This is a genomic window from Flavobacterium sp., from assembly GCF_040383245.1.
In the GTDB taxonomy this organism is placed as follows: Bacteria; Bacteroidota; Bacteroidia; order Flavobacteriales; family Flavobacteriaceae; genus Flavobacterium.
In genome coordinates this window covers 23294-35604 of the sequence record NZ_JBEIDX010000012.1, presented here as the reverse complement: position 1 = coordinate 35604, position 12311 = coordinate 23294, and the positions used below count along the sequence as shown (strand labels likewise).

13 protein-coding genes are annotated in these 12311 nt (G+C 33.8%); 10 read left to right on the top strand and 3 right to left on the bottom strand.

The window, feature by feature from the left end:
- Window positions 1-147: 147 nt before the first annotated feature.
- From ABWO08_RS06630 to ABWO08_RS06620, 3 genes are all read left to right on the top strand, one after another.
- Window positions 148-2580: a ribonucleoside-diphosphate reductase subunit alpha gene (locus ABWO08_RS06630; RefSeq protein WP_353084506.1), complete on the top strand. Its 2433-nt coding sequence runs from the start codon at window positions 148-150 to the stop codon at window positions 2578-2580.
- Between the two features lie 92 nt (window positions 2581-2672).
- The gene (locus tag ABWO08_RS06625) at window positions 2673-2894 is read left to right on the top strand and encodes a hypothetical protein (RefSeq protein WP_353084504.1); all 222 of its coding nucleotides are present in this window, start codon (window positions 2673-2675) and stop codon (window positions 2892-2894) included.
- A gap of 15 nt (window positions 2895-2909) precedes the next feature.
- Complete coding sequence (locus ABWO08_RS06620) at window positions 2910-4244, top strand: deoxyguanosinetriphosphate triphosphohydrolase (protein WP_353084571.1); 1335 nt, start codon at window positions 2910-2912, stop codon at window positions 4242-4244.
- A 46-nt stretch (window positions 4245-4290) separates the two neighbouring features.
- Here ABWO08_RS06620 and ABWO08_RS06615 read toward each other — a convergent pair whose 3' ends face one another.
- Window positions 4291-4878 carry a riboflavin synthase gene (locus ABWO08_RS06615; RefSeq protein WP_353084502.1) on the bottom strand — a complete coding sequence of 196 codons (588 nt, stop codon included), beginning with the start codon at window positions 4876-4878 and terminating at the stop codon, window positions 4291-4293.
- A gap of 61 nt (window positions 4879-4939) precedes the next feature.
- Here ABWO08_RS06615 and pdxA point away from each other — a divergent pair, with 61 nt between their 5' ends.
- From pdxA to accC, 6 genes are all read left to right on the top strand, one after another.
- On the top strand, window positions 4940-5980 hold the full coding sequence (gene pdxA / locus ABWO08_RS06610) for a 4-hydroxythreonine-4-phosphate dehydrogenase PdxA (protein WP_353084500.1): 1041 nt from the start codon (window positions 4940-4942) through the stop codon (window positions 5978-5980).
- Between the two features lie 101 nt (window positions 5981-6081).
- Entirely contained in the window at window positions 6082-6624 is a 543-nt protein-coding gene (locus ABWO08_RS06605) for a YceD family protein (protein ID WP_353084569.1), read from the top strand.
- Window positions 6625-6633: 9 nt separating this feature from the next.
- Window positions 6634-6828 (top strand): 50S ribosomal protein L32, encoded by a 195-nt coding sequence (gene rpmF, locus ABWO08_RS06600; protein WP_353084498.1) that lies wholly within the window; start codon window positions 6634-6636, stop codon window positions 6826-6828.
- A gap of 139 nt (window positions 6829-6967) precedes the next feature.
- The gene (locus ABWO08_RS06595; protein WP_353084496.1) at window positions 6968-7966 is read left to right on the top strand and encodes a beta-ketoacyl-ACP synthase III; all 999 of its coding nucleotides are present in this window, start codon (window positions 6968-6970) and stop codon (window positions 7964-7966) included.
- 22 nt (window positions 7967-7988) lie between these two features.
- Window positions 7989-8471 carry an acetyl-CoA carboxylase biotin carboxyl carrier protein gene (gene accB, locus ABWO08_RS06590; RefSeq protein ID WP_353084495.1) on the top strand — a complete coding sequence of 161 codons (483 nt, stop codon included), beginning with the start codon at window positions 7989-7991 and terminating at the stop codon, window positions 8469-8471.
- Between the two features lie 91 nt (window positions 8472-8562).
- On the top strand, window positions 8563-9903 hold the full coding sequence (accC, locus tag ABWO08_RS06585) for an acetyl-CoA carboxylase biotin carboxylase subunit (protein ID WP_353084493.1): 1341 nt from the start codon (window positions 8563-8565) through the stop codon (window positions 9901-9903).
- A gap of 53 nt (window positions 9904-9956) precedes the next feature.
- Here the strand turns inward: accC and rpmA are convergent, their stop codons facing one another.
- Window positions 9957-10217 (bottom strand): 50S ribosomal protein L27, encoded by a 261-nt coding sequence (rpmA, locus tag ABWO08_RS06580; RefSeq protein WP_353084491.1) that lies wholly within the window; start codon window positions 10215-10217, stop codon window positions 9957-9959.
- A gap of 22 nt (window positions 10218-10239) precedes the next feature.
- Window positions 10240-10716, bottom strand: coding sequence for a 50S ribosomal protein L21 (gene rplU, locus ABWO08_RS06575; protein ID WP_353084489.1), 477 nt, complete (start codon window positions 10714-10716; stop codon window positions 10240-10242).
- Window positions 10717-10943: 227 nt separating this feature from the next.
- On the opposite strand from rplU, the gene ABWO08_RS06570 reads away from it, so the two are divergent.
- Entirely contained in the window at window positions 10944-12302 is a 1359-nt protein-coding gene (locus ABWO08_RS06570) for a M16 family metallopeptidase (protein ID WP_353084487.1), read from the top strand.
- Window positions 12303-12311 lie beyond the last annotated feature (9 nt).

Sequence of the window (12311 nt, the reverse complement as noted above, 5' to 3'; positions counted from 1 at the left end):
TTGGGTTAGCCCAGATTGCAGAGAAAATCCTTTTATTTTTTCATTGAAAAAAATAAAAGATTGCAACGGAAAGCTGGATAAGCTTCAAAAAATTAACAAATAACCCGAAATAGAGAAGGGATTTTCTATTTCAAAAAACGAAAAATTATGTACGTAGTAAAAAGAGACGGCCACAAAGAGCCAGTAATGTTTGACAAAATCACAGATAGAATTAAAAAACTATGCTATGGTTTAAATGATTTGGTAGATGCTGTAAAAGTGGCAATGCGAGTAATTGAAGGTCTTTATGACGGAGTTACTACGTCGGAATTAGATAATCTAGCTGCAGAAACTGCGGCGTCAATGACAATTTCGCATCCAGATTATGCGCAATTGGCTGCAAGAATTGCAATTTCTAACTTGCATAAAAATACTAATAAATCCTTCTCGGAAACAATGAACGAAATGTATCATTATGTAAACCCGAGAACTAATCAACAAGCACCTTTACTTTCGGAAGAGGTACATAATGTAATTCAGGAAAATGCAGAATTTTTAAATTCTCACATCATATACAACCGTGATTTTAATTACGATTACTTTGGATTTAAAACTTTAGAGCGTTCGTATTTGCTAAAAATTAATGGCAAAATTGTAGAGCGCCCGCAACATATGTTAATGCGTGTTGCTGTAGGAATTCACATGAATGACTTGGAAGCGGTAATTGAAACATACGACTTAATGTCAAAGAAATTCTTTACGCACGCAACGCCAACTTTATTCAACGCTGGAACTCCTAAGCCTCAAATGTCGTCTTGTTTCTTATTGACAATGAAAGACGATAGTATTGATGGTATATATGACACATTGAAACAAACTGCAAAAATTTCGCAATCGGCGGGAGGAATTGGTTTAGCAATTCATAATGTTCGTGCAACCGGATCTTATATTCGTGGTACTAACGGAACTTCAAACGGAATTGTTCCAATGCTTCGTGTATTTAACGATACGGCTCGTTATGTAGATCAAGGTGGTGGAAAAAGAAAAGGAAGCTTTGCAATTTATTTGGAAACTTGGCATGCTGATATTTTTGACTTTTTAGATTTAAAGAAAAATACCGGAAAAGAAGAAATGCGTGCAAGAGATTTATTCTTTGCTATGTGGACTTCCGATTTATTCATGAAACGAGTAGAAGAAGATACTACTTGGACTTTGATGTGCCCGAACGAATGCCCAGGATTAGATACCGTTTATGGTGAAGAATTTGAAGCTTTATATACTTCATACGAAGCGCAAGGAAAAGGTAGAAAAACAGTTAAGGCTCGTGAACTTTGGGAGAAAATCTTAGAATCTCAAATTGAAACGGGAACTCCTTATATGTTGTATAAAGATGCAGCAAATAGAAAATCAAATCAAAAGAATTTAGGTACGATTCGTTCATCCAACCTTTGTACAGAGATTATGGAGTACACTTCTGCAGATGAAATTGCAGTATGTAACTTAGCTTCTATCTCGTTACCAATGTTTGTTGAAAACGGACAATTCAATCACGAACTGTTGTTTAATGTAACCAAACGAGTTACTAAAAACTTAAATAAAGTAATTGACCGTAATTACTACCCAGTAATTGAAGCAGAAAATTCAAACATGCGTCACCGTCCAGTTGGATTGGGAGTTCAAGGATTAGCAGATGCATTCATCATGATGCGTTTGCCTTTTACAAGTGATGAGGCAAAACAAGTAAACCAAGATATATTTGAAACGTTATACTTTGCTGCGGTAACGGCTTCTATGGAAATGGCAAAAGAAGAAGGTCCTTATTCTAGCTTTAAAGGTTCTCCAATTTCTAAAGGAGAATTCCAACACAACTTATGGAACATTAAAGATGAAGAACTTTCTGGAAGATGGGATTGGGCTGGATTAAGAAAAGAAGTAATGAAAAACGGAGTTAGAAACTCACTTTTAGTTGCTCCAATGCCAACTGCATCTACTTCTCAAATTCTTGGAAACAACGAAGCTTTCGAACCATATACATCAAATATTTATACTCGTAGAGTATTATCTGGAGAGTTTATTGTTGTAAACAAACATTTATTAAATGATTTGGTTGAGCGTGGTTTATGGACAGAATCTTTAAAGCAAGAATTGATGCGTAACAACGGATCGGTTCAAGATCTAAACATTCCAGAAGATTTAAAAGAGTTATACAAAACAGTATGGGAAATGTCTATGAAAGACATCATTGACATGAGTCGTCATAGAGGTTACTTCATTGACCAATCGCAATCGTTGAACTTGTTCATGCAAGATGCAAACTATGCAAAACTTACTTCGATGCACTTTTATGCATGGAAAAGCGGCTTAAAAACAGGTATGTATTATTTAAGAACGAAAGCGGCAGTTGATGCTATTAAGTTTACTTTAAATAACGATAAGAAAGAAGAACCAATTATTGTAGATAAACCTGCTGCTGATGCAGTAGAAGTTATTGCTCCAGTTGAAAACGGAGAAATGACTGCAGAAGATTTTGCTGCAATGGTAGAACGCGCTCGAAATGCTGCCGGAAGCGGAGGCGATGACTGCGAAATGTGTGGTTCTTAATTAAATTATAGTATTAGAATTCAAATATAAAACGGCTGTCGATAGATGGCTGTTTTTGTTTTAGATTCGTACATTTGAATAAATAAAAAACAATGGCAAAAGAAAAAGGCGTTTATACAGGAATTATCGAAAAGGATGAAAACGGAAATTATTTTTGTGGTGACTACTTATTAGATTACCAATATACCGAAGCCAGTTTTAAACTAGGCGACGAGATTAATATAAAAACGGTTATTGCAAATCCGAGTGATAAAAGCTACAATCAATATCCAAAAAAATCTAGAAATTTCTTTTTGGCTAACGATAAGAAATAAACACATACAACTATGATGCATTGGGAACAATTATTATCCTTAAAAAGACAAGGGGACACAAGCAAGCGATTACGCAAAGAGCAAGATGACACTCGACTGGGATTTGAAGTAGATTACGATCGAATTATTTTTTCGGCACCTTTTAGAAGTTTGCAGGATAAAACGCAAGTTATTCCGCTTTCTAAAACCGATTTTGTGCATACCAGATTAACGCATAGTTTGGAAGTTTCAGTTGTAGGCCGATCAATTGGAAGATTGGTTGGAAAAAAGATTATTGAAAAATACCCGCATCTAAAAGAAATTCACGGATTTCAAGCCAATGATTTTGGAGCCATTGTAGCAGCGGCTTCGTTAGCCCACGATATTGGAAATCCGCCTTTTGGACATTCGGGAGAAAAAGCAATAGGAGAATATTTTTCTATTGGAAATGGCAAAAAATACAAAGATCAATTAACCGCAAAAGAGTGGCAAGACCTAATCGATTTTGAAGGTAATGCCAATGGCTTTTCAGTATTAACAAGTTCACGTTTGGGAATTGAAGGTGGTGTCCGATTAACTTATGCGGTGTTAGGCGCTTTTATGAAATATCCAAAAGAAAGTTTACCCAAAAAACCAACCCAAAATATCTCTGATAAAAAATATGGTTTTTTTCAATCAGACAAAGAGTTTTTTAAAGAAGTTGCTGAAGAATTGGGATTAATCCCAAATAAAACAGGTGATGATGTTGGCTATGAAAGACATCCGTTGGCCTATTTAGTTGAAGCTGCTGATGATATTTGCTATACCATTATTGACTTTGAAGATGGAATAAACTTGGGTTTAGTTTCGGAAGATTTTGCCCTTGAATATTTAATAAAATTAGTAAAAGACACTATTGACACTCCAAAATACCAAACCTTAACTAATAAAGAGGATCGAATAAGCTACCTGCGCGCATTGGCAATTGGAAATTTAATTAATGATGCGGTACGCGTTTTTATAGAAAATGAAGAAGCCATATTAAAAGGGGAATTTTCTTATGCTTTAATGGATAAAAGTAAATATAAAGCGCAAATAGATGATATCATTCAGCTTAGCGTTAAGAAGATTTATCAAAGTCGAGAAGTAATTGAAAAAGAAATTACCGGATATCAAATTATCAATAATTTATTGGATAAATTTTGCACTGCATACAACAATGATTTTGATAATTCCAAAACCAATTTTGATTCTTTATTGCTAAAAATTCTCCCTGAAAAACATTTGGTAAAAAAAGAAACGCTTTATGAAAGGTTGTTGCATATTTGTCATTTTGTATCACTATTAACAGATGGAAATGCAGTGCTTTATAATAAAATAATTACGGCATAGAATTGTTAATTTTTTGATTTTCAGATTCAATAATTGCAATAATTTTTTACTTTAGTGAATGTAATTTTGAAACATACTTCCCAATAACATCAAATTCAAGGTTAACTTTTGTTCCTTCTTTAAAATTATGAAAATTAGTATGTTCGTAGGTATACGGAATTATTGCAACACTAAATTCATTTAGCAAAGAATTTACTACCGTTAAACTCACGCCGTTAACAGTAATTGATCCTTTTTCGATAGTGATATTATTTAAAGAGGCATCGTAAGAAAATGTATAAAGCCAACTCCCATTCGTCTCAACTATTGATTTACAAATGCCCGTTTGATCAACATGTCCTTGAACAATATGCCCGTCCAACCTATCGCCTAATTTCATAGCACGTTCTAAATTGACTTTATCTCCAACATTCCAATTTCCAACATTAGTTTTGTCAATTGTTTCTTGAATGGCGGTTACTGTATACATATCATTTTCAATAGCTATAACCGTAAGACAAACCCCGTTATGGGCAACACTTTGATCTATCTTTAACTCATTTGTAATGGAACTACTTACCGAAATATGCAAGTTTCCATCTTGTTTGTTAAGGCCTGTTACAATTCCGAGGGTTTCAATAATTCCTGTAAACATTTGTCGTTTTATTTTACTAAATTTGCATTTCAAAATTAGCAATAAATAAGAAATAACTCCTATGAAAAAAGCAGAAAATATTATCGTTGGAATTTCAATAGGAGATTTAAACGGTATTGGAAGCGAAGTAATTCTAAAAACATTTGAGGACAATCGAATGTTAGAGCTTTGCACGCCTGTAATTTTTGCTAATGTGAAAATAGTATCATTCATAAAAAGAAACTTAAATTCTGAAGTGGCACTTCACGGGATTGATCGAATTGACCAATTAGTTAAAGGAAAAATTAATGTGCTAAATGTTTGGAAAGAAGGAGTTGATATAAATTACGGTCAGAATGATGAAGCAGTTGGTAAATATGCTATACAATCATTTACTTCAGCTACAGCAGCTTTAAAAGAAGGATTGGTAGATGTTCTTGTAACTGCGCCAATTAATAAATACAACATCCAATCGGATGAGTTTAAATTTCCAGGACATACCGATTATTTAGATAAAGAATTAGAAGGAAATGCCTTAATGTTTATGGTTCAAGATAACTTAAGGGTTGGATTGTTAACAGATCACGTGCCTGTTACAGATGTAGCAAAACACTTAACGGAAAAGCTAATTACTCAAAAAATTGAAACTATAAATCTGTCTCTTAAACAAGATTTCAAAATAAATAAACCTAAAATTGCTATTTTAGGATTGAATCCACATGCAGGTGATAGCGGAATTATTGGAAATGAAGAAGAAACCATAATGAAACCTGCAATAAAAAAATTATTTGAAAAAGGAATTTTTGCTTTTGGGCCGTATTCAGCTGATGGTTTCTTTGGAAGTGGACAATATGAGAAATTTGATGCCGTTATAGCATCTTATCACGATCAAGGATTAATTCCGTTCAAAACATTGTCATTTGGCGTTGGGGTTAACTATACTGCAGGGTTAAATAAAATTAGAACTTCTCCAGATCACGGAACTGCTTATGAAATTGCCGGAAAAGGAGTGGCCGATTTTGGATCATTTAAAGAAGCTGTTTATCTGGCAATTGACATTTATAACTCAAGAAATGAGTATGCCAATTTGACTAAAAACCCTCTAAAAACAAAAGAAAAGTAGTTAGTTTCAAAAAAATGCTGATAAGTCTTTTAGATTTACAATAAATTTATATCTTTGCACTCCCAAAGCTGAATCTTCAGTTAGGGCAAATTGATGAAATGATGAAAGTTACAAATGAATTTTTAATTCCTTTTATAGGATTAAAGTTAGGAAAACATCCATTTGAATTTCAAATTAATCAAGCGTTCTTTGAAAAATTTGAATACCACGAATATGAAAATTGTGCTATTCAAGTAAATGTAATTTTAGAAAAAAAAAGCACCATGTTGGAGCTTTCCTTTAAACACAAAGGCACCGTAACTGTTCCTTGTGATTTAACTAATGAGATTTTCGATTTACCTATTAAAGGGAAAATTAATTTAGTAGTAACATTTGGGGAAGAATTCAATGATGATAATGAAGAACTATTAGTATTGCCTCACGGCGAACATCAAATAGATATTGCACAATATATTTATGAAATGATTGTACTATCGGTTCCGTTAAAAAGAATTCATCCAGGTATAAAAGATGGAACTTTACAAACAAAAGCATTGCAAAAACTTTCTGAACTTACAATAAAAGAACAAAAATTAGAAAATAAAAAAGAAGAAAATATTGACCCAAGATGGGACAAATTAAAACAACTATTAACGGATAAATAATATAGTAAAATGGCACATCCTAAGAGAAAAATCTCCAAAACAAGAAGAGATAAGAGAAGAACACATTACAAAGCAACTGCAGCAACAATTGCAACTTGTCCAATTACAGGAGAAGCACATTTATACCACAGAGCCTACTGGCATGAAGGTAAAATGTACTATAGAGGACAGGTGGTTATTGATAAATCAGAAGCTGTTGCTTAATCTATATTTAAATTTACATTTAAACTCTCACTCTGTGGGAGTTTTTTGTTTTTTGTAAATTTTGGACTATAACTAAATATTTTTTTGTAAATTCCACCTCTTTTTAACCTCAAATTTAAAGAGGCGCTAAAACAACAATATGAATACAATTACAGCTGCAATTACCGCTGTCGGTGGGTATGTTCCAGATTTTGTTTTATCTAATGAAGTTCTAGAAACTTTAGTAGATACTAATGACGAATGGATTTCAACAAGAACCGGAATAAAAGAAAGAAGATTACTTAAAGAACCAGGAAAAGGAACTTCTTATTTAGCAATAAAAGCTGCACAAGATTTAATTAAACGAGGGGATATTGATCCTGCCGAAATTGACTTAGTAATTATGGCAACTGCAACTCCTGATATGCCAGTAGCTACAACCGGAGTTTATGTTGCAACTCAAATTGGCGCTGTGAATGCATTTGCATACGATTTATCAGCTGCTTGTTCTAGTTTTCTTTACGGAATGTCAACTGCTGCTGCCTATATTCAATCGGGTAGATATAAAAAAGTTTTATTAATTGGTGCCGATAAAATGTCATCAATTATTGATTATACTGATAGAGCAACCTGCATCATCTTTGGAGATGGAGCTGGAGCTGTATTATTTGAACCTAACCATGAAGGATTAGGATTACAAGATGAATTCCTTCGCTCTGACGGAATTGGTAGAGAATATTTAAAAATTGATGCTGGTGGTTCTATACTTCCAGCCTCAAAAGAAACCGTTGAAAACAGTCAACACTTTGTTTTCCAAGACGGAAAAACTGTTTTCAAATATGCAGTTTCAGGAATGGCAGATGTGAGTGAAAAAATTATGCAACGCAACAATTTAACTAAAGAGGATGTAAATTGGTTAATTGCGCATCAAGCAAACAAAAGAATTATTGACGCTACCGCTTCTAGAATGGACCTTGATGAAAATAAAGTATTGGTAAATATTCAAAAATATGGGAACACCACTTCAGCAACATTACCCTTGTTGCTAAGTGATTTTGAAGATAAATTTAAAAAAGGAGATAACCTTATCTTTGCTGCTTTTGGCGGCGGATTTACATGGGGTTCTATCTACCTTAAATGGGCTTATAACAAAAAATAAACTATAACTAAAACAATTAATTATGGATTTAAAAGAAATTCAAAATCTAATAAAATTTGTCTCCAATTCGGGAGTTGCAGAAGTAAAATTAGAGACAGGAGATGTAAAGATTACTATTAGAACTACGCTAGAAGGAAACTCTCCAGAAATCACTTATTTACAACAAGCTCCTATGGCTCAGGCTATGCCACAAGCTGTTGCACCTGCGCCAGTTGCGGCTCCTGCAGCACCAGCGGCTCCTGCAGCATCTGAGGATAACTCTAAATATGTGACTATTAAATCACCGATGATTGGAACTTTTTATAGAAAACCATCACCAGATAAACCATCTTTTATTGAAGTAGGTTCTTCAATTGCAAAAGGAGATGTGCTTTGTGTAGTTGAAGCAATGAAATTATTCAATGAAATTGAAGCTGAAATCTCTGGAAAAATTGTAAAAATTCTTGTTGACGACATGTCACCAGTTGAATTTGATCAACCATTATTTTTAGTAGATCCATCTTAAAAAGTTAGAAGTTAGAAGTTAGAAGTTAGAAGTTTTCTTTCTTCATAAATTGTCTAATTGACACATTGTCTAATTATCTAATTAAAAAAATATGTTTAAAAAAATATTAATTGCCAACCGTGGGGAAATTGCTCTTAGAGTAATTAGAACCTGTAAAGAAATGGGCATTAAGACCGTAGCGGTTTATTCTACTGTTGATGCAGAAAGTTTGCACGTAAAATTTGCAGACGAAGCGGTTTGTATTGGACCAGCACCAAGTAATTTGTCCTATTTAAAAATGCCAAATATTATTGCTGCAGCAGAAATTACAAATGCAGATGCAATTCACCCTGGCTACGGATTTTTATCAGAAAATGCTAAGTTTTCTAAAATCTGCCAAGAGCACGGAATCAAATTTATTGGTGCGGCACCAGAAATGATTGATAGAATGGGTGACAAGGCTTCGGCTAAAGCCACCATGATTGAAGCAGGTGTTCCATGTGTACCAGGTTCTGTTGGAATTCTTGAATCTTATGAACAGGCTGAGAAATTAGCTAATGAATTTGGCTACCCTGTAATGCTTAAAGCAACTGCTGGTGGTGGTGGAAAAGGAATGCGTGCGGTATGGAAACAAGAAGACTTATTAAAAGCATGGGAAGGTGCACGTCAAGAATCGGCTGCTGCTTTTGGTAATGACGGAATGTATCTTGAAAAATTAATTGAAGAACCTCGCCATATCGAAATTCAAGTAGTTGGAGATTCTTATGGAAAAGCATGTCACTTGTCGGAAAGAGATTGCTCGGTTCAACGCCGTCATCAAAAATTAACAGAAGAAACTCCTTCTCCATTCATGACTGATGAATTGAGAAATAAAATGGGAGAAGCTGCAGTAAAAGCTGCAGAATATATTAAATATGAAGGTGCTGGAACCGTAGAATTTTTAGTTGATAAACATAGAAATTTCTACTTTATGGAAATGAATACACGTATTCAAGTAGAACACCCAATTACAGAGCAAGTTGTAGATTACGACTTAATTAGAGAACAAATTATGGTTGCTGCTGGTGTGCCAATTTCAGGAAAAAATTACTTCCCAAATCTACACGCAATAGAGTGCCGAATAAACGCAGAAGATCCTTACAATGACTTCCGACCTTCTCCAGGTAAAATTACAGTTTTACACTCACCAGGAGGTCACGGAGTTCGATTAGATACTCATGTTTATGCAGGATATACTATTCCGCCAAATTATGATTCCATGATTGCTAAATTAATTACCACGGCTCAAACAAGAGAAGAGGCAATTAACAAAATGAAGCGTGCGTTAGATGAATTTTATATCGAAGGGATAAAAACAACTATTCCATTTCACAGACAATTAATGGAAGACCCACAATATGTTGCAGGAAATTACACTACAGCGTTTATGGATACATTCAAAATGAAAGAATAACAAAAAACCCGTTCTTTTAGAACGGGTTTTTTTGGTATCTAAAATAATTTAGATTATGCTTCAAAAGGAATAATAGAAACAAACGATTTATCGCCAGCTTTTTTCTGGAATTTAACAATTCCATCAACTCTTGCGTGTAAAGTATGATCTTTACTAATATATACATTTTCTCCTGGATTATGCTTTGAACCTCTTTGTCTTACGATAATGTTACCAGCAATAGCAGCTTGACCACCATATATCTTAACGCCTAAACGTTTTGAGTGTGATTCTCTACCATTCTTCGAACTACCGACACCTTTCTTGTGAGCCATGATGTTTTGGTTTTATAAGTTATTACTCTTGACTATCTGTTTTTTTAGCTTTTTTAGGAGCTGCTACTTTTTCTGTTGCTTTTTCTGCTTTAGGAGCCGCTTTTGCTTTTTTAGGAGCTGCTACTTCTTCTACTGCTTTTTCAACTTTAGGAGCTGCTTCTTTTTTAGGAGCCGCTTTCTTTCCACCAGTAGCACTAATACCTTCAATAAGGATTTGCGTTAAATACTGACGGTGACCATTTCTTTTTTTATAACCTTTTCTTCTTTTCTTTTTGAAAACGATTACTTTATCACCTTTTAAGTGTTGTAACACTTTTGCTTCTACTGAAGCACCTTCTATAGCTGGGGCGCCTAAAGTGATTGTGCCATTGTCATCTAATAAAAAAACTTTGTCAAAAGAAACTTTTGAACCTTCTTCATTAGATAAACGGTGAACATAAACCTTTAAGTCTTTGCTTACTTTAAATTGTTGCCCTGCTATCTCTACGATTGCGTACATAACAAATTGTTTAGTTAATTTTTTTAAGGATGCAAATATATAAATAAAAATTAGACTTACAACTCAATTTTTAAAAAGTTTTTTTTGTTAATTATATGATTCTTAACGTAAGTAATTATTTTTTAACACCCTTATTTCATTTATATATAAAAATTTGTCTACCTTCGTGTAACTTTTTTTGCAATAGACATACTAATTGCACTATCAACTAATTATGTAATAGTTTTATGAAAAAATCTTTAATCGCTTTAAGTTTAATGCTTATGCTCGGAGGAACAGCTCATGCCCAAAAGGTTGCTTTTGAGGAATATGATTTAGCAAATGGAATGCACGTTATTTTACATAACGATCCATCAGCGCCAGTAGTAATAACCTCGGTTATGTACCACGTAGGTGCTAAAGACGAACAACCAGATCGTACTGGTTTCGCTCACTTTTTTGAACACCTTTTATTTGAAGGTACAGAAAACATTAAACGTGGCGAATGGTTTAAAATTGTTACTTCTAATGGAGGGACAAATAATGCCAACACTACAGAAGACAGAACTTACTACTACGAGGTTTTCCCTTCAAACAATTTAGAATTAGGATTATGGATGGAATCGGAAAGATTAATGCATCCGGTAATTAATCAAATTGGAGTGGATACTCAAAATGAAGTAGTAAAAGAAGAGAAAAGATTGCGTTATGATAACAGTCCTTACGGACAATTAATTCCGCAAGTGAAAAAGCACATGTTTACTAAACATCCGTACCGTTGGACTACTATTGGTTCAATGGATCACTTAGATGCTGCAACTTTAGAAGAATTTCAAGCTTTCAATAAAAAATTCTATATCCCAAACAATGCCGTATTAATTATTGCTGGAGATATTAGCAACCCTACTCAAACAAAAGAATGGGTTGAGAAATATTTTGGATCTATTCCAAGCGGACCAGCTATTGTGCGTCAAACCTATGTAGAAGATCCAATTACAGAGCCTATTAATGCTACTTTTGAAGATCCAAACATTCAAAAACCAATGGTAGTTGCTGCGTACAGAACACCATCTATGAAAACTAGAGACGCTAGAGTTTTGGATTTTATTTCTACTTATTTAAGTGACGGTAAAAGTTCTAAATTATACAAGAAAATTGTAGACGATAAAAAGATGGCACTTCAAATTGGTGCTTTTAGCTACAACCAAGAAGATTACGGGACCTACATTCTTTATGGAATGCCTCAAGGAGATTTCACATCAAAAGACATTATCAAAGAAGTTGATGATGAAATTGTGAAACTTCAATCTGATTTAATTTCTGAAAATGATCTTCAAAAATTAAAAAACAAATACGAAAATAATTATGTAAGCGGAAATGCAAGCGTTGAAGGAATTGCAGATAATTTAGCTTCCTATTATTTATTATATGGTGATGTAAATTTAATTAATACCGAAATAGAAATGTATAATTCTATCACTCCGGAAGAAATTAGATCCGTTGCAAAAAAATATTTAAATCCAAATCAAAGATTACTTTTGGATTATATTCCTGCCAAAGATAAAGCTGACTCGAGCCCAAGCGAACCGGCAAAGCAAAACAAATAAACTAATAAG